This is a genomic window from Janibacter sp. UYMM211, assembly GCF_040547045.1.
In the GTDB taxonomy this organism is placed as follows: domain Bacteria; phylum Actinomycetota; class Actinomycetes; order Actinomycetales; family Dermatophilaceae; genus Marihabitans; species Marihabitans melonis.
Map to the genome: position 1 here is coordinate 34,959 of NZ_JBEPOY010000001.1, position 17,668 is coordinate 52,626.

The window sequence follows — 17,668 nt, forward strand, 5'->3', positions numbered from 1 at the left end:
TCGGCGCCGTGGTCGACCCCGGGCTGTGGACGAGGTTCCCGAGCGGTCGGTGCCTGGGGACAACCACGTCGAGGGCACTGAGCAAGACAAACCCCGGCTCGGCAGGAGTTCGGGACTCGTGCTGAGCCGGGGTTTATCGGGTGACCCGAGAAACTTGGGGCAGGTGGGGCGTCAGCGGAGGCGGTCGACGAAGTCGGCCATCTCCACCCTCGGGCCGGTGTAGAAGGGGATCTCCTCGCGGACGTGGAGGCGGGCCTTGGAGGCGCGCAGCTCGCGCATGAGGTCGACGATGCGGTGCAGCTCGTCGGCCTCGAAGGCCAGCACCCACTCGTAGTCGCCGAGGGCGAAGGAGCTGATGGTGTTCGCGCGCACGTCCGGGTAGTCGCGGGCCATGGCGCCGTGCTCGGCGAGCATCGAGCGGCGCTCGGTCTCGTCCATGACGTACCAGTCGTAGGAGCGCACGAAGGGGTAGACGCACAGGTAGGCGCGGGGGTCCTCGCCGGCCATGAAGGCCGGGATGTGGCTGCGGTTGAACTCCGCCTGGCGGTGCAGCGCGGCCACCGACCACACGGGCTCGAGGTGCTGGCCGAGCGCGGTGCGCAGGAAGCGGTGGTAGGCGCCCTGCAGCTGCTCGATGGTGTCGGCGTGCCACCAGATCATGAGATCGGCGTCGGCGCGCAGACCGGCGACGTCGTACGTCCCGCGGATGCGCACCCCGTCGGCCTCGAGCTCGGCGAAGAGCTCGGCGACCTCGGCCGCCGCGCCCTCGCGGTCCTCGCCGAGGGGGCTCACCGCGGCGAAGACGGAGAACATCGCGTAGTGCACCGAGGAGTTGATCGCCTCGAGCTGCTCGCGCGACGGCTTGGACGGGGACGGACGGGTGCTCATGCGATCTCCTTGGTGTGGCTGAGCTGGTCGTGGGTGGTGTCTGCGGTGGCCCGGGCGTGGGCGATGACGGCGGCGATGCCGACCCCCTCGTAGGTCGCGCCGGTGACGGCGAGCCCGGGCAGGTCGGCGAGGCCGGAGACGACGCGGGCGACACGGGCGCGGTGGCCGACCGTGTACTGCGGCAGCCCCCCGCCCCAGCGCTGCACGTGGCTGTCGGCGACCTGCGGCACGGGCCGACCCAGCGCGGTCGCGACGTCGGCGAGGGCCCCGCGGACGAGCTCGGCGTCCTCGCGCTGCAGGCTCGTGGCGTCGCCGGCGCGTCCGACGGAGGCCCGCAGCAGGAGCAGCCCGTGCTCGCGCGCCGCCTGCGCCGCCCATGCCCACTTCGTGCTGACGAAGGTGCTCGCCTTGATGAGCCGCCCGTCCACCGCGGGCACGAGGAAGCCCGAGCCGGGCAGGTCATCCCAGCCGTCGCGGCCGACCGGGACCGCGATGGTCACGACGGCCATCGAGGCGGTCTCGACCTCGGCGAGCGCGTCGGCGGCGACGGGGGCGACGTCGCGCAGCAGGCGGGTCGCGGCAGGTGCGGGGGTCGCGACGACGACGGCGTCCGCGTCGATCGCCTCGGGCGCGGTCGTCGGGCCGACGACGACGCGCCAGCCCTGCGCGGTGCGCTCGACGCCACGGCTGATCGTGCCGAGGCGGATCTGCCCGCCGTGCGCACGCACGCGGTCCGCGAGCGCGAGCGGCAGCTGGTGGACTCCCCCGTCGACGCCGAGCAGGGCGGGTCCGCGCCGGCCTGTCGCCCCGCCTGCGCCCGAGGCGGGCGCCGCCGCGGGGTCGGCAGGAGGCACGAGCGCGCGGGCGCCGGCGGCGAGCGACCCGTGCTCGCGCGCTGCCTGCCACAGCCCGCCCATCGTCGAGGGGAGCGAGAGCTCGTCGACGCGACCGGCGTAGACCCCGCCGAGGAGCGGCTCGACGAGCCGGTCGACGACGGCGCGTCCGTACTCGGCGGAGATGCCCGCGGCCACGGAGACGTCGGCGTCGGGCCCCTCGCCGAGGGCTGCCGGTCCCCCCTTCGCCGCCCGCTCCTGCTCCTGCTCGGTGAGGACGCCGCCGGTCGTCGCTGCGTCCGCGGGCACCCCCATGTAGGTCCGGGTGGGCAGCGGCACGAGCCGGCCCCGGTCCCACAGCTGCGCGGGGACGGGCTCGGGGCGCACTTGGCGCTGCGCGAGACCGACGCGCTCCAGCGCCGCCGTCGCGTCGTCGGTGATCCGCACGGACTCGGCGCCGACGTCGAGGCGAACCCCCGCGACCTCGGCCGGTGCGACGACGCCGCCCACGCGGTCGCGCCCCTCGACGACGAGCACGTCGTGCCCGCGCGCGGCGAGCGACTCCGCGGTGGTCAGACCGGCGATCCCGGCCCCGATGACGACGACTCGAGCCATGCCCCCAACTCTGCCACCCACGCGTGACCCGATCGTGACCGCCCCGGCCGGAACCCCCCGCCCCGCCGACGCCGTCCCATCCCCGACGGCGCCGCACCCGGCGGTGCCGAGAGAGCAGGGGGCAGACGATGAGCACGCAGGCGAGCAGGACTCATGGCGAGGACAGCACGAAGGGGTGGCGCCGCTCGGCCGTCGGAACGGCCGCCGCGGCGCTGGTGGCGGCGGTGACGCTCACGGGGTGCGGCTTCGGCGGGTCGTCCTCCGACTCCGGCGTCCCCCGGTCCGAGGGCGCGACCGCCCAGGGCGAGGGAGGCGCCGCCGAGGACTCCTCGGTCGCCGACGACCAGGACGCGAGCCGACCGGCCACCGGCGCGAAGGGGGCGACGGGCGCGCGCTCCCAGCAGCGCACCGTCGTCTCGCAGCAGCGCCTGGCCCGCAGCGCGACCCTCGACCTCACCGTCGCCGACGTCGACCAGGCCGCGGCGAAGGTCCGCAGCGCGGCCGCCCGGGTCGACGGCGCGGTGACCTCGGAGGAGGTCTCCTCGGACGAGGGTCACGCGTGGGGCGAGGTGGTCGTCACCGTGCCGAGCTCACGTCTCGACACGACCCTCGACGCGCTGTCCGAGCTCGGGACCGTCGAGCGGCGCACGACCTCGACGAGCGACGAGAGCTCGACCTACACCGACACCGCCTCGCGCATCAAGACCATGCGGGCCTCCATCGCCCGCGTCCAGCGGCTCGTCGCGAGCACCGACGACATCGACCAGCTCGTCACCCTCGAGAGCGACCTGTCGACCCGCCAGGCCGACCTCGAGTCGCTCCTGGCCCAGCTCAAGGACCTGGAGCGGCGCACGAGCACCTCGCCGGTGACGGTCAGCCTGTCGCAGGAGGGCGCGCCGGAGCGCGAGGACGAGGACGCGACGGGCTTCGTCGCCGGGCTGTCGGCCGGCTGGGACGCCTTCGGCAGCTCGGCGGCCGTGCTGCTCACGGTCCTGGGGGCGCTCACCCCCTTCGTCGCGCTCGGGCTGCTCGTCACCGCGCCTCTCGTGTGGTGGTGGCGGCGCCGGCGGGTCAGCCCGCCGCTCGTACCGGCTGCTGGTGGACCAGCTCGACGACACGGGTGAGGACGTCGGGGTCGGTCGTGGGCAGCACGCCGTGGCCGAGGTTGAAGATGTGGCCCGGCGCGGCGTGGCCCTCGGCCACGATGCGCTCGACCGCCGCCGCCAGCGGCTCCCACGGGGCGAAGAGGAGGGCGGGGTCGAGGTTGCCCTGGACGGCGTGGCGGCCCTCGAGCCGCTCGATCGCGTCGGCCAGCGAGGTCCGGTAGTCGACGCCGACGACGTCGGCCCCCGCCGCGCCCATGTCGCGCAGCAGCTCGCCGGTGCCGACCCCGAAGTGGATCGTCGGGACGTCGAGGTCGGCGACCATCGCCAGGGCCGCGGCCGAGTGGGGCTGCACGTGCGTCACGTAGTCGGCCCGCGAGAGGAAGCCGGCCCAGGAGTCGAAGAGCTGGACGACGCTCGCGCCGGCCTCGACCTGCACCCGCAGGAAGGCGCCCGCGATCCGCGCGAGCCGCTCGCACAGGTCGTGCCACAGCTGGGGGTCGCCGTGCATGAGCGCCTTGGTGCGCTCGTGGTTCTTGCTCGGCCCGCCCTCGACGAGGTAGCTGGCGAGGGTGAAGGGCGCTCCGGCGAAGCCGATGAGCGGGACCGGGCCGAGCTCGGCGACGAGCCGGCGCACCGACTCGGTGATGTCCGGGACGTGCTCGGGCGTCAGCTCGGGCAGCCGGTCGAGGTCGGCGCGGGTGCGGAAGGGCTCGGCGACCACCGGACCCCGGCCCGGCACGATGTCGAGGTCGACGCCCACGGCGTGCACCGGCACGACGATGTCGGAGAAGAAGATCGCCCCGTCGACGCCGTGACGGCGCACCGGCTGCATCGTGATCTCGGTGACGAGGTCGGGCGTGCGGCACGCGGCGAGCATCTCGTTGCCCTCGCGCAGCGCGCGGTACTCGGGCAGCGAGCGGCCGGCCTGACGCATGAACCACACGGGCGTGCGGCGCACGGGCAGCCCCCGTGCCGCGCGGACGAGGTCGCTGTCCGCCGAGGTCGTCGCCGCCTCGAGCGGCTGCTGCAGGCCCGGTGCGGCACCGGTGCGGTCGGCGCGGGCGTCGGCGGTGGGGTCGGCGGTGCTCACGCCCCGATCCTCCCCCACGGCCGGGCCGGTGACGAAACCCTCGTCCCCCCTTCGCCCGCGGCTCAGCCGGCGGCGAGCAGGACGACGCCGAGGAGGGCGAGGACGACCCCGGCCGCCTGGACCGGCCGCAGCCGCTCGTGCAGGACGAGGGTCGCGAGCGCCACCGTGGCGACCGGGTAGAGCGAGGCGAGGACGCTGACGACCGACAGCGGGCCGCGCGTCGCGGCGAGCGCGTAGAAGACATTGGCCCCGAGGTCGGCGACACCGACGAGCAGGATCCCGGGCAGGGTCGCGCGCGGCGGCACCCCCACCCGGCGCACGGCGAGCGCGCCGAGGAGCACGACGAGCGCGCCGACGACCTTGAGCGACCACAGGGTGTGCAGGACCGAGCTGTGCGACCCGCGCTCGACGAGCACGAGCGAGGCCCCCAGTCCGAGCGCCGCGAGGAGCGCGAGGAGGACCGGGAGGCCGGCGCGCTCCCCCTTCGCCCCCGTCCGCAGCTCAGGACCGCTCGCGAGGACGATGCCGACGACCGCGCAGAGGAGGCCGATGACGACGAGGACGCCGACCGGGTCACCGCCGAGCAGCCCGACGACGACGGGGACGACGACGCCGCACGCGGCGACCGGTGCGACGACGCCCATGCGGCCCGCCGCGAGCCCTGCGTACAGCGCGCACAGGCCGAGGGTGCCGACGACCCCCGACAGGCTCCCCCACAGCCACCAGCGACCGGGCGGCAGCGGCCCGGCGGAGAGGACGGCGACGCTCGTGAGCACCGCGGCGACCGCCAGGCTCCACCCGAGGACGACCCCCGCGGGCGTGCGCCGCGACGTCAGCCCGGCGACGAAGTCCGAGCTGCCCCACACCACCGCCGCGAGGAGGCCGAGGACGAGGGTCACCCCGCGAGGTTAGGCGAAGGGGGAGCCCCCGGCCTGGCACCGCGGGGTCCCTGCGACGGGAGCGGGCTCCCTGACGCAGGCCCGGCAGGAGAGGATCGGCAGGTGAGCACTCGCACCGGACCCAGCCGGACGCCGGATCAGCGGTGGTTCGTCGAGGTCGCACGCCGGCCGAGCCTCGGGGTCGAGGTGACCAGCGGGCGAGCGTGGGTCGGCGTGGACCAGCAGGTCGGTCACGGGTCGGCCGACGCGCTGTACGCGCTGACCGACGAGCAGTACCGCACGGGGCTGGCCGAGCCCGACGCGCTGCGGCCCTTCCTGGGCGAGTGCTGGTCCGGTCATCACCCGGACCGGCTGCTCTTCAGCCCGTCGGGCGGTCGCTGGCGTCCCGAGTGCTGGTCGCCGTGGGCCGAGCGGACCGTGCCGCCCCGAGTCGCCGGAGAGATCTGGTGCCATCTCGACGCGCTGGGCGCGGCGGTCGACGACGACGCCGTCACCCGGTCGCGTGCCCTGGCCGGCGGCACGGCCCGGGCCGTCGAGCGCGACGGCGTGCACGTCGGGGTCGAGCTCGACCTGACCGGTGGGGCCGCACATCCGCGAGCGGGAGCGCTGGTCGTCGGTCTGGCCGCCGGCAGCGATCGCGCGCGGGTGGCCGCGATCCTCGGCGACCCGGTCGACGAGGGGCCCGACGTCCATCGTCTCGAGGGCGATCGACTCACCGCACGCTATGACGACGCCGGCGGGCTCGTCGGCTTCAGGCTCTCCCGTCCGGTCCCGCCCACGGCACCCGTCGAGGCCATCGGGGTCATGCTCCACGCGCTCGGTCAGGACGAGGGCAGCGCCCCGCTCGGGGCGTTGATCGCCCTGCTCGGCGAGCCGCGTCGTCGGTGGACGGACTCGCTGCTGGGGTCGCGGCGCATGATCGAGCTCGCCGGTGGCGTCGAGGTGCTGCTCGAGGACCGGCGCGTGACCGAGGTCCGCGCGCCCGCGCTGCACCCCGACGAGGGCCGACCCGCCCTGCTGCCCGGTCTGACCCGACCGCCGTCGCGGGAGGAGGTGGCCAGCGCCCTGGGGCGTCCGGTGCTGACCACCGCGGACCTGGATCTCTTCCGGTCCCCGGTCGGTGACGTGGTGATCGGCTACGGCGCCCTCGGGACCGCGGTCGCCCCGAGATCGGTGTCCGTCCGGCCACGGGGCGGGCACGCGGTCCCCGACCGCCGGTGGCGGGTGAGCGGGGACCTCGTGACCTTCCTCGACACCCTCGGCCGCGACCGTGACCATCCTCTGGTCGACCGGGTGCGCGCCCTGCCCGGGGTGCGCGTCGGGTTCCGCGCCAACCAGGTCGACGAGATCGAGCTGGGCGGGCGCCACGGGGGGCACCGGCTCGCCGCGGCCGTCGACGGCCTGCCGCCGCAGCCGACGCGGGCAGACCTGCGCGCCCTGCGCCAGGGACTGGCGCCGGCGCGCACCGATCCTCAGCGGGTCGAGCAGCGACCCGTGGACGGCGGGGTGTGGACCGTCCGCTACGACGACGCCGACCGGGTGACCAGCATGGTCGTCAGCCGGGACTGATCGGCCCGGCGTGGGGGGGCCCAGGACGCCGGTCACCCCGGGAGGCCAGGCGAAGGGGGAGCCCCCGGCGTGGCAACTCCCGCGGGGTCACCGGTCGACCTACCCTCGCGACGTGGCCACCCGACCGACCTCCGCGCAGGGCGCGGACGACTTCGAGCACGCTCTCAGCGCGCTGCACGCGGCGAGCGTGCGGCCCGAGGTGCGGCTCACCGAGGTCCCCGCACCCACCCGGATCGCCCCGCACGCCGTGGCGATGACCGGAGACGTGCTCGACGCGAACGGCGAGGACGAGCTCGCCACCGGACGCTTCGTGCTGCTGCACGACCCCTCCGAGCCCGAGCCGTGGGGCGGCCCGTGGCGGGTCGTCACCTACGCACGCGCCGAGCTCGAGCCCGAGGTCGCGACCGACCCGGTGCTCGGCGAGGTGGGCTGGTCCTGGCTCGTCGACGCCCTGGAGGAGCGCGGTGTCGAGCTCGTCGCCGAGGCCGGCACGGTGACGCGCGTCGTCTCGGAGTCCTACGGCGACCTCGAGGACCGCTCGGTGAGCGTAGAGATGGAGATCCGCGCGTCGTGGAGCCCGCAGGACGCCCAGGTCGGGGAGCACCTCGAGGCGTGGGTCGACCTGCTGTGCACGATCGGCGGGCTGCCCCCGCTGCCCGACGGCGTCGTCGCCCTGCCGGGGAGGCGCCGATGAGCACCGCCGGAGGCGGACCGGACGAGAGCGGTCCCTCCGAGGTCCGTGACCTCGAGGAGGCCGCCGAGCAGCCCACCCCTGCTCCTCTGCCCGTGCTGTCCGAGCCGGCCGAGGGCGTGCCCGACGTCGTGACGACCGAGCGCGGTCTGCTCGAGTGCGCCGAGGCGATCGCCCGCGGCAGCGGCCCCGTGGCCCTCGACGCCGAGCGGGCCTCGGGCTACCGCTACGGCCAGCGCGCCTACCTCGTGCAGGTGCGCCGCGACGACGCCGGCACCTGGCTGCTCGACCCGATGGCCGTGCCCGACCTCTCTCCGCTCGACCGCGCGATCGGCAGCGGCGAGTGGCTGCTGCACGCCGCGACCCAGGACCTCGCCTGCCTCGCCGAGGTCGGCCTGCGGCCGCGCCAGCTCTTCGACACCGAGCTCGCCGCCCGTCTGCTCGGGCTGCCCCGCGTCGGCCTGGCCGCCGTCGTCGAGCACTACCTCGGGCTGAGCCTGGCCAAGGAGCACTCGGCGGTCGACTGGTCGACCCGCCCGCTGCCCGAGCCGTGGCTGCGCTACGCGGCGCTCGACGTCGAGGTGCTCGGCGAGGTGCGCAACCTCATGGGCATCGACCTCGCCGTGCAGGGCAAGGCCGAGTGGGCGCGCCAGGAGTTCGAGGCGCTGCTCACCTGGCAGCCGGCCGTCAAGGACGACCCGTGGAGGCGCACCTCGGGGATGCACAAGATCCGCAAGCCGCGCGTCCTCGCGACCGTGCGCGAGCTCTGGTACGCCCGCGACGCCATCGCCCAGGAGCGCGACATCTCCCCCGGCCGCGTCGTCCCGGACGCGGCGCTCGTCGCCATCGCCATGGAGTCCCCGACGACCGCGGCCGACCTGCCGACCTCGCCGCGCAGCGTGCCGCGCTACGGCCGGCACTGGCTCGCCGCGGTCGAGCGGGCCGCGGCGCTCCCCGACTCCGAGCTGCCCCCGGTGTCCGTGCGCACCGACGCCCCGCCGCCGCAGCGCAGCTGGCCCGACCGCAACCCCGTCGCCGCAGCCCGGCTCACGACGACCCGCGAGATGCTCACGGCCTTCGCCGAGGCGCACACGATCCCGGTCGAGAACGTCTGCGCGCCCGACCCGCTGCGTCGCGTCGTGTGGACGCCACCGGAGCAGACCGACGCCGCCGGCTTCGAGGCGGCGCTCGCCGCGCACGGCGTGCGGCCCTGGCAGCGAGAGGTCGTCGCCCCGATGCTGGCGGCAGCCTTCGAGGAGCACACGGGCTGACCCCGCTCGGCCGCCGCTCGTCCCCCTTCGCTCCCGCTCTGACGCGCGCTACGGCGCAGTAGTGGTCGTGGTCGCGACCAGTACTGCGCCGTAGCGCGCGTCGAAGGGAGCACCTTCACCCGGCGGCGAAGGGGGCACCGTCACCCCGCGGCGAAGGGGGAACCGGCACCGACGACGGGGCGCGTCAGCGGGCGCGGGCGGCCAGGTCCGCGAGGAGGTCGGTGACCTCGCCGGGAGCCTCCTCGGCCATGTGGTGGCCCGACCCGACGACGACCTCGACGACGTCGTCGGCCCAGTCCTGCCAGATCCGCACCGGCTCGCCGTACAGCTCGGCGAGGTCGTCGTCGCGGCTGCGGGCGAAGGTCGTCGGCATGCGCAGCCGCCTCCCCGCGGCCCGGTCGGCCTCCTCGTCCGCGCGGTCGACGCCCAGCCCCGCGCGGTAGTCCTCGAGCATCGCCCGCGCGACCTGCGGTCGCACGAGCGCCTCCTCGAGCTCGGCGAGCGCCACGGCGCCCATGTGCTGCGGGGACGGCGCGTACCAGGCGAGCGGGTCGGCGAGGATCGCGCGCTCGGGCTTGTCGGGCATCGCGAAGAAGAACCAGTGCGGCCATGCGGCGGCGAAGCGTGCGTCGCACCGCGCCAGCGCCTCGCTGATCGGCACCCCGTCGAGCACCCCGAGGGCGGCGACGCGGTCGGGGTGGTCGAGCGCCAGCCGCAGCGCGACGTAGCAGCCGCGGTCGTGCCCGGCGAGCACGACGCGAGGCACGTCGAGGACGTCGAGCAGCCGCACGAGGTCGCCCGCGACGGCGCGCTTGGACTGCTGCCGGTGGTCGGGCCGGGGCTCGGGCGCACTCGAGGCGCCGTAGCCGCGCATGTCGGGCACGACGACGTCGTGCCCGCGCTCGACGAGCCGACGGGCCACCTCGTGCCACGTCGCGCCGGTGCGCGGGTGCCCGTGGACGAGGAGCACCGGCGTGCGCGCGGGGTCGGTGAACCGGTGACGCACCCGCAGGACGACCTCGCCGACGTCGACCCGCTCGTCGACGAAGCCGTCGAAGATCTCGGCGCCGCTCATCCGACCACCCTGCCGCACCCCCCTTCGCCCCGGCGGTCCCCGCGCTCCCCCGTCGTTCCCCATCCCTGTCCACCCACCCGCCCAGACCCCCACCTACCCCGCCGTACTGGTGGTGATCGCCCCACCGACGAGGTGGTTGGCGGGGGTCTCGGCGGGGCGGGGTGGGACAACTCACCCCACCACCCCTCGTGCGGTGAGCGCTCGCTTAGTAGCCTGACGTCACCCCGCCATCCCGGTGGGGACCCCCGAGCGAAAGTGAAGGCCGCCGTGCCCCGCACCCCGCGTGAGGTCGTCTTCGTCGATGGCGTGCGTACGCCCTTCGGCAAGGCCGGTGAGAAGGGCATGTACGCCCAGACCCGTGCCGACGACCTGGTCATCAAGTGCATCCGTGAGCTCCTGCGTCGCAACCCCGACCTGCCGCCGGAGCGCGTCGAGGAGGTCGCCATCGCCGCGACCACCCAGATCGGCGACCAGGGCCTGACCCTCGGCCGGATGGCCGCCCTGCTGTCCGGGCTGCCGAAGACCACCCCCGGCTACAGCGTCGACCGCATGTGCGCTGGCGCGATGACGGCGGTGACCAACGTCGCCGGCGCGATCTCCTTCGGCGCGATCGACGTCGCCGTCGCCGGTGGCGTCGAGCACATGGGCCGTCACCCCATGGGCGAAGGGGTCGACCCCAACCCCCGCGTCGTCGCCGAGAAGCTCGTCGACCCCAGCGCCCTCGTCATGGGCAAGACGGCCGAGAACCTCCACGACCGCTACCCGAGCCTGACCAAGGAGCGCAGCGACGCCTACGCCCTGGGCAGCCAGCGAAAGCTCGCGCAGGCCTACGAGGACGGCAAGATCCAGCCCGACCTCGTCGAGGTCGCGACCCGGCACGCCGAGAAGGGCTGGGGGCTCGCGACGACCGACGAGCCGCCCCGCCCGCAGACCACGCTCGAGGACCTCGCCGGGCTGAAGACCCCCTTCCGCCCCCATGGCAACGTCACCGCCGGCAACGCCGCCGGTCTCAACGACGGCGCGACCGCGTGCCTCATCGCCTCCGAGCAGGCCGCCGCCGAGCTCGGCCTGCCGGTGCGCATGCGTCTCGTCGACTTCGCCTTCGTCGGCGTCGAGCCGGAGGTCATGGGCTACGGCCCGGTCCCCGCGGCCGAGAAGGCCCTGGCCAAGGCCGGCCTGGGCATCGAGGACATCGGCCTCTTCGAGCTCAACGAGGCCTTCGCCGTGCAGGTGCTCGCCTTCCTCGAGCACTTCGGCATCGCCGACGACGACGAGCGCGTCAACCGCTACGGCGGCGCCATCGCCACCGGGCACCCCCTCGCGAGCTCCGGCGTGCGTCTCATGACCCAGCTCGCGCGTCAGTTCGAGGAGGACCCGAGCGTGCGCTACGGCATGACCGCGATGTGCATCGGCATCGGCATGGGTGGCGCCGTCATCTGGGAGAACCCCCACCACGCCGACTACGGCTCCGACACGACGAGCGAGGCCTGAGCCATGACGACCACCGCAGCCCCGACGACCGCGCACGACGAGGTCGTCACCCACGCCCCCGCCCAGGACGTCACCCTCCCCGGCGGCGCCGGGACGATGGCCCTCATCACTCTCGACAACGGCCTCGACCACACCCGGCCGAGCACCTTCGGCCCCCAGGGCCTCGCCGAGCTCTCGCAGACCGTCGCCGAGGCGCGGCGCCGCGCCGAGGCCGGCGAGATCCAGGCCGTCGGCATCACCGGCAAGCCCTTCGTCTTCGCCGTCGGCGCCGACCTCTCCGGGGTCCCGCACGTCACCTCCCGTGACGAGGCGCGCGAGATCGCCCGAGCCGGCCACGCCGCCTTCGCCGCGGTCATGGACCTGCCGGTGCCGACCTTCGCGTTCGTCAACGGCGCCGCGATGGGCGGCGGCGTCGAGATCGCGCTCGCGTGCGACTACCGCACAGTCTCCGCGGGTGTCCCCGCGATCGCCCTGCCCGAGGTCTTCCTCGGTCTCGTGCCCGGGTGGGGCGGCTGCTACCTGCTGCCCCGCCTCGTCGGGCCCGAGGCGGCCCTCACGGTCGTCGTCGAGAACCCCCTCAGCCAGAACCGCATGCTCTCCGGCCCGCAGGCCGCGAAGCTCGGCATGGCCGACACGCTCTTCGCCCCCGTCGACTTCCTCGAGGACTCGATCCGCTGGGCCGGCTCGGTCCTGCGGGGCGAGACCACCGTCGAGCGCGCCCCGGTGAGCGAGGACGAAGGGGTGTGGGCCGCGGCCTGCGACGCCGCCCGGGCTCTCGCCGACGCGAAGACCTCGCGCACCTCTCCGGCGCCGTACCGCGCCATCGACCTCGTCCAGGCGGCCCGCACGGCCGGCCGCGACGAGGCCTTCGCCGCGGAGGACGAGGCCCTCTCCGATCTCGTCATGGGTGACGAGCTGCGCGCCGGGCTCTACGCCTTCGACCTCGTGCAGAAGCGCGCGAAGCGTCCCGCCGGCGCCCCGGACAAGGCCCTGGCCCGTCCCGTGGGCAAGGTCGGCATCGTCGGTGCGGGCCTCATGGCCAGCCAGCTCGCGATGCTCGTCATCCGCTCTCTCAAGGTGCCGGTCGTCATGACCGACCTCGACCAGGACCGCGTCGACAAGGGCGTCGGCTACGTCCACGCCGAGATCGAGAAGTCGCTGGCCAAGGGCAAGATCAGCCAGGACAAGGCCAACCAGCTGCGCGGCCTCGTCACCGGCTCGACGAGCAAGGACGGCTTCGCCGACGCGGACCTCGTCATCGAGGCGGTCTTCGAGGAGATCTCGGTCAAGAAGCAGGTGTGGGCCGAGGTCGAGGCCGTCGTGCGCCCCGAGTGCGTGCTCGCCTCGAACACCTCGTCGCTGTCGATCACCGAGATGGCCGCCGACCTCGAGCACCCCGAGCGGGTCGTCGGCTTCCACTTCTTCAACCCCGTCGCCGTCATGCCGCTGCTGGAGATCATCCCCGGCGAGCGCACCGACGACGCGACCCTGGCGACGGCCTTCGCCGCCGGCAAGGGCCTGAAGAAGACGTGCATCCTCGTGAAGGACAGCCCGTCCTTCATCACCAACCGCCTGCTGGGCCGATTCATGGGCGAGTTCAGCCGGGTCGTCGACGAGGGCACACCGGTCGAGGTCGCCGAGCGCGGCGTCGCCGGGCTCGCGCCGATGCCCCCCTTCGTCCTGCTCGGGCTCGTCGGCCCGCCGATCGCGCTGCACAACAGCCAGACCCTCCACCGGGCCCTCGGCGACCGCTTCTACGTCTCGCCGAACCTGCAGACCATGGTCGAGATGAAGAAGCCGGGCTACTACCTGTGGCAGGACGGCAAGCCCGTCGCCGACCCGGAGCTGCTCGCCGCCCAGGTCGCGCCGAAGCAGCCCGTCGAGCTCACCGTCGAGCAGGTCCGCGAGCGCGTCCTCGGGGTCATCGCCGAGGAGGTGCGCCTCATGCTCGACGAGGGCGTCGCGCAGGCCCCGATGGACATCGACCTCGCGATGATCACCGGCGCCGGCTTCCAGTTCTGGAACGGCGGGATCACCCCGCTGCTCGACCGCGAGGGCGTGTCCGAGCGCGTCACCGGGCAGCGCTTCCTGCCGCCGGGTGTCGCCTCCGTCCCGGCCTGACCACGCGCTACGGCGCAGTACTGGTCGTGATGACGACCAGTACCGCGCCGTAGCAGGAGCACGAAGGGGGACCCGCGCACCTCGCGCGGGCCCCCCTTCGTCGTGCGCCGGCCTGGTCTCGAGGCTCGGGCCGCGGCGGCCCTCGCACCTCGACCAGCGGGGGCTACCCCGCGACGGGCGCGTCGCCGGTCTGGACCGCCCACAGCGCGGCGTAGAGACCGCCCTGCTCGACGAGCTCGTCGTGGCTGCCGGCCTCGACGACCCGCCCCGAGTCCATGACCCAGATGCGGTCTGCGTGCCGCACGGTCGACAGGCGGTGCGCGACGACGACCGCGGTCCGCCCGCGCGTCGCCGTGCGCAGCGAGCGCTGGATCGCGGCCTCGGTCTCGTTGTCGACCGCGCTCGTCGCCTCGTCGAGCACGAGGATCGAGGGGTCGCGCAGGAGCGCCCGGGCGAGGGCGATGCGCTGGCGCTGGCCGCCCGAGAGCGTCACGCCGCGCTCCCCCACCCACGTGTCGAGCCCCTCGGGCAGCGCGTCGACGACGTCGAGCGCGGCGGCGGCGTCGGCGGCCGCGCGGATCTGCTCACGGGTCGCGTCGGGCCGCCCGTAGGCGATGTTCTCGCCGATCGTCCCGGCGAAGAGGTAGATGTCCTGGGCGACGTAGCCGATGGACCCGCGCAGCGAGTCCCAGTCGAGCTCGCGCACGTCACGGCCGTCGAGGAGCACCCGGCCGGCGCGTGGGTCGTCGAAGCGCAGCAGGTGGCGCAGGACGGTCGACTTGCCCGACCCCGTCGCCCCGACGAGGGCGTGCGTCTGCCCGGCGGGGATGACGAGGTCGATGCCGTGGAGCACGTCGGGGCCGTCGGCGTAGCCCGCCCGCACGCCCTGCAGCTCGATGCGCCCCTCCGCGGGGCCCTCGACCTCCTGCGCACCCGGGCGCACCCCCACCGGCTCCTGCAGCAGCCCGAGCACCCGCACGACCGAGGCCCGCCCGCGCTGGTAGAGGTCGAGCACCTCGGCGACGTCGGTGAGCGGCCACAGCAGGCGCTGGGTCATGAAGACGAGCACCGAGTACAGCCCGACGGCGAGGTCGCCGTCGAGCACCTGCCACCCGCCGACGAGCAGGGTGCAGGTGAAGCCCGCGAGGATCGCCATGCGCACGAGCGGCACGAAGGCGGCCGAGGACCGGATGGCCGTGATGTTCGCCTGGCGGTAGGCGTCCGAGCTCGCGCTGATCCGCTCGGTCTCGCGCGGCTCGGCGGTGAAGGCCTTGATCGTCGCCAGCCCGGCGAGGTTGGCCGAGAGCGCGCCGGAGAGGTCGGCGACGGCCTCGCGGACGCGGGCGTAGAGCGGCTGCAGCCGCCGCTGGAAGACGAGAGCGCCGCCGATGACGAGCGGGATGGGCAGGAAGGCGAGGACGAGCAGCTGCCACGACGCGACCGCGAAGACCGCCCCGACGAGCACGACGTTGAGCGCGGTCTGCAGGATCGAGGGCACGCCGACGTCGAGGAAGCGCTCGAGCTGGTTGATGTCGTCGTTGACGACCGCCAGGGTCGCGCCCTGCGGGCGGCGCTCGTGCCAGCCGAGGTCGAGGCGCTGCGCGTGGTCGTAGGCCTCGACCCTCAGGTCGTGCTCGACGGCCTGCGAGAGCCCGCGGAAGAGCACCGCGGCGAGGTACTCCGTGAGCGACTCGACGACCCAGACGACGACGTTGATCGTCGCCAGCCACGCGAGCTGGCCGTAGCGCGACTCGACGCCGAGCAGCTCGCCGACGAAGGACCGGTCGCCCCGCACCACGACGTCGATCGCGGCGCCGATGAGCAGCTCGGGCACGACGTCGGCGATCTTGTTGAGCGTCGACATGAGCAGCGCGAGGACGAAGCGTCCCCGGTAGGCGCGGTAGCGCTCCCACAGCGCGCGAAGGGGGCGGCTCGGGTCGTCGGCGGGCCGCGGGGCGGCCGTCGGGTCGGCCGCGGTCTGCGGCGGGCGGGTGCTCGTGCTGCTGCTCACGGAGGTGATGCGCTCCCATCGGGGGTCGTCAGGTAAGGGTCACCTTAGGGGGCGGTGACTGGGCGACCGGCAGCGGTCCGCGGCGACGCGCACGACGCGGCAGCGGTGCGCTGCGGCCCGGACAGGCCTACCCTCCCCTGGTGGAGACCGCGATCACCCTCGTGCTGCTCGCCGTGACCGTCCTCGCCGGCACCGCGGTGAGCGAGCGGCTCCGGGTGCCGGCACCACTGCTCCTCGTCCTCGTCGGAGCGCTGGGGTCGCTGCTCCCCTTCGCCCCCACCATCGAGCTGAGCCCCGAGGTCGTGCTGCTCGGGCTGCTGCCGCCGCTGCTCTACTCGGCGGCGCTGCAGACCTCGCTCGTCGACTTCCGCGCCAACCGCGGCGCGATCCTCGCCCTGTCCGTCGGGCTCGTCCTCGCGACGACCGCCGTCGTCGCCGTCGTCGTGCGCCAGCTCGTGCCCGACCTCTCCTGGCCCGCGGCCGTGGCGATCGGCGCCGTCGTCGCCCCGCCCGACGCCGTCGCGGCGACCGCCGTCGCCCGCCGGATCGGGCTGCCCCGCCGGGTCGTGACGATCCTCGAGGGCGAGTCGCTCTTCAACGACGCGACCGCTCTCGTCGCGCTGCGCACCGCCATCGCCGCGACCGCCGGCGGCGTCGCGGTCCTCGACGTCGCCCTCGACTTCGTCGTCGCCGCCGGCGGCGGAGCCCTCGTCGGCCTGCTCGCCTTCGTCGTCGTCGCGAAGGTCCGCCGGCGCGTCACCGACCCGCTCCTCGACACGGCGATCTCGCTCGTCACCCCCTTCGCCGCCTACATCTGCGCCGAGGAGATCGAGGCCTCCGGCGTCATCGCCGTCGTCGTCGCCGGGCTGCTCCTCGGCCACAAGGCACCCCTCGTGCAGACCGCCCGCTCCCGGATCACCGAGCAGATGACGTGGGCGAGCATCGCCTTCGTCCTCGAGGGCGCGGTCTTCCTGCTCATCGGCCTCCAGGCGAGCGCCCTCGTCGAGGAGGTGCGCCGCAGCGACATCGGGGTCGGCCGGGTCGTCCTCGTGTGCCTCGCGGTGCTCGCGACCGTCGTCGTCGTGCGCGTCGCGTGGGTCTTCAGCACCCGGGCGCTGCTCGGCCGCACCCGGCGGGCCGCGGCCCTGCCGCCCCGCCAGGCCCTCCTCGTCGGCTGGGCCGGCATGCGCGGCGTCGTCACCCTCGCGGCCGCCTACGTCATCCCCGACGACACGCCGCACCGTGAGGTCGTGCTCATGATCGCCTTCACCACGGTGGCCGGCACGCTCTTCGCCCAGGGGCTCACCCTGCCCCTGCTCACCCGCGTGCTCGGCGTGCCGCCGCCCGACCCCGCCTCCGACGCGCTCGCCCGCGCGACGGTGCTGCAGCAGGCCGGCGAGGCCGGCTTCGCCCGGCTCGACGAGCTCGACCCGGCCGAGCTCGGGCCGGAGGAGCACGGGGTCGCCGAGATGGTCCGCACCCGCGTCGAGCAGCGCAGCTTCGCCGCGTGGGAGCGGCTCGGCACACGTGACGGCGCGCAGAGCCCGGCGGCCCTGTACTCCCGGGTGCGCCAGGAGATGCTCGCCGCCGAGCGCGAGCGGGTGCTCCAGATCCGCAGCGAGGGCGAGATGCCCTCGCAGGTCATCCGCGAGGTCCTCGCGATGCTCGACATCGAGGAGTCGATGGTCGAGGCCGCGCGTCAGGACGAGCCCGCCCCCGCCCCCACCGCCGACACCGTCGCCGCCGGCGCCTCGTGCGACGACCTCGACGCCCATCCCGCGCTCGACGAGGCGACGGCGCAGACCTGCCCGGCGTGCGAGGCCGAGGGCACGACGTGGGTGACCCTGCGGCGCTGCCTCGGGTGCGGCGAGGTCGGCTGCTGCGACTCCTCGCCGCAGCGGCACGCGTCGCGCCACTTCGAGCACACCCAGCACCCCGTCATGCAGTCCGCCGAGCCGGACGAGTCGTGGCGGTGGTGCTTCGTCCACCAGCTGAGCGGCTGAGAGCA

Annotated in this window: 13 protein-coding genes; 7 read left to right on the top strand and 6 right to left on the bottom strand. The window is 74.8% G+C overall.

Going from position 1 to position 17,668, the window contains the following annotated elements; translation table 11 throughout:
* Positions 1-171: 171 nt before the first annotated feature.
* Positions 172-888 (bottom strand): hydrogen peroxide-dependent heme synthase, encoded by a 717-nt coding sequence (hemQ, locus tag ABIB53_RS00205; RefSeq protein ID WP_123091881.1) that lies wholly within the window; start codon positions 886-888, stop codon positions 172-174.
* The gene (hemG, locus tag ABIB53_RS00210) at positions 885-2,336 is read right to left on the bottom strand and encodes a protoporphyrinogen oxidase (protein ID WP_354586646.1); all 1,452 of its coding nucleotides are present in this window, start codon (positions 2,334-2,336) and stop codon (positions 885-887) included. Before hemG ends, hemQ begins: the two co-directional genes overlap by 4 nt.
* 128 nt (positions 2,337-2,464) lie before the next feature.
* Between hemG and ABIB53_RS00215 the strand changes: the two genes are divergently transcribed.
* On the top strand, positions 2,465-3,460 hold the full coding sequence (locus tag ABIB53_RS00215; protein WP_354586647.1) for a DUF4349 domain-containing protein: 996 nt from the start codon (positions 2,465-2,467) through the stop codon (positions 3,458-3,460).
* Here the strand turns inward: ABIB53_RS00215 and hemE are convergent.
* Both hemE and ABIB53_RS00225 read right to left on the bottom strand, forming a co-directional pair.
* Complete coding sequence (gene hemE, locus ABIB53_RS00220; protein WP_354587347.1) at positions 3,408-4,472, bottom strand: uroporphyrinogen decarboxylase; 1,065 nt, start codon at positions 4,470-4,472, stop codon at positions 3,408-3,410. The two genes, ABIB53_RS00215 and hemE, sit on opposite strands and share 53 nt — an antisense overlap.
* A 122-nt stretch (positions 4,473-4,594) precedes the next feature.
* A complete protein-coding gene (locus tag ABIB53_RS00225) occupies positions 4,595-5,431 on the bottom strand; it encodes an EamA family transporter (RefSeq protein WP_354586648.1) in 837 nt (278 codons plus the stop codon).
* Between the two features lie 102 nt (positions 5,432-5,533).
* Here ABIB53_RS00225 and ABIB53_RS00230 point away from each other — a divergent pair, with 102 nt between their 5' ends.
* The 3 genes from ABIB53_RS00230 (at position 5,534) to ABIB53_RS00240 (ending at position 8,962) form a co-directional block, all read left to right on the top strand.
* On the top strand, positions 5,534-7,000 hold the full coding sequence (locus ABIB53_RS00230; RefSeq protein ID WP_354586649.1) for a hypothetical protein: 1,467 nt from the start codon (positions 5,534-5,536) through the stop codon (positions 6,998-7,000).
* 112 nt (positions 7,001-7,112) lie between these two features.
* Positions 7,113-7,694, top strand: a complete 582-nt coding sequence (locus ABIB53_RS00235) for a DUF3000 domain-containing protein (RefSeq protein ID WP_068275439.1) — start codon at positions 7,113-7,115, stop codon at positions 7,692-7,694.
* The gene (locus ABIB53_RS00240) at positions 7,691-8,962 is read left to right on the top strand and encodes a ribonuclease D (RefSeq protein WP_191563802.1); all 1,272 of its coding nucleotides are present in this window, start codon (positions 7,691-7,693) and stop codon (positions 8,960-8,962) included. The genes ABIB53_RS00235 and ABIB53_RS00240 overlap by 4 nt, the downstream gene beginning before the upstream one ends.
* Before the next feature lie 184 nt (positions 8,963-9,146).
* Here ABIB53_RS00240 and ABIB53_RS00245 read toward each other — a convergent pair whose 3' ends face one another.
* Positions 9,147-10,037, bottom strand: a complete 891-nt coding sequence (locus ABIB53_RS00245; RefSeq protein ID WP_354586650.1) for an alpha/beta fold hydrolase — start codon at positions 10,035-10,037, stop codon at positions 9,147-9,149.
* 267 nt (positions 10,038-10,304) lie between these two features.
* Here ABIB53_RS00245 and ABIB53_RS00250 point away from each other — a divergent pair, with 267 nt between their 5' ends.
* Both ABIB53_RS00250 and ABIB53_RS00255 read left to right on the top strand, forming a co-directional pair.
* Positions 10,305-11,528 (top strand): thiolase family protein, encoded by a 1,224-nt coding sequence (locus ABIB53_RS00250; RefSeq protein ID WP_229299017.1) that lies wholly within the window; start codon positions 10,305-10,307, stop codon positions 11,526-11,528.
* Positions 11,529-11,531: 3 nt separating this feature from the next.
* Positions 11,532-13,649: a 3-hydroxyacyl-CoA dehydrogenase NAD-binding domain-containing protein gene (locus tag ABIB53_RS00255; RefSeq protein WP_354586652.1), complete on the top strand. Its 2,118-nt coding sequence runs from the start codon at positions 11,532-11,534 to the stop codon at positions 13,647-13,649.
* A gap of 163 nt (positions 13,650-13,812) precedes the next feature.
* On the opposite strand, the gene ABIB53_RS00260 is transcribed toward ABIB53_RS00255, so the two are convergent.
* Complete coding sequence (locus ABIB53_RS00260) at positions 13,813-15,660, bottom strand: ABC transporter ATP-binding protein (protein WP_354586653.1); 1,848 nt, start codon at positions 15,658-15,660, stop codon at positions 13,813-13,815.
* A 140-nt stretch (positions 15,661-15,800) separates the two neighbouring features.
* Here ABIB53_RS00260 and ABIB53_RS00265 point away from each other — a divergent pair, with 140 nt between their 5' ends.
* The gene (locus tag ABIB53_RS00265; RefSeq protein ID WP_354586654.1) at positions 15,801-17,663 is read left to right on the top strand and encodes a Na+/H+ antiporter; all 1,863 of its coding nucleotides are present in this window, start codon (positions 15,801-15,803) and stop codon (positions 17,661-17,663) included.
* Positions 17,664-17,668: the final 5 nt, after the last annotated feature.

What these genes read in the sequence shown, in the direction of transcription:
- ABIB53_RS00240 (WP_191563802.1), top strand. Translation starts at nt 7,691, where the DNA reads ATGAGCACCGCCGGAGGCGGACCGGACGAGAGCGGTCCCTCCGAGGTC.
- ABIB53_RS00255 (WP_354586652.1), top strand. Translation starts at nt 11,532, where the DNA reads ATGACGACCACCGCAGCCCCGACGACCGCGCACGACGAGGTCGTCACC.
- ABIB53_RS00245 (WP_354586650.1), bottom strand. Translation starts at nt 10,037, where the DNA reads ATGAGCGGCGCCGAGATCTTCGACGGCTTCGTCGACGAGCGGGTCGAC.
- hemQ (WP_123091881.1), bottom strand. Translation starts at nt 888, where the DNA reads ATGAGCACCCGTCCGTCCCCGTCCAAGCCGTCGCGCGAGCAGCTCGAG.
- ABIB53_RS00215 (WP_354586647.1), top strand. Translation starts at nt 2,465, where the DNA reads ATGAGCACGCAGGCGAGCAGGACTCATGGCGAGGACAGCACGAAGGGG.
- hemG (WP_354586646.1), bottom strand. Translation starts at nt 2,336, where the DNA reads ATGGCTCGAGTCGTCGTCATCGGGGCCGGGATCGCCGGTCTGACCACC.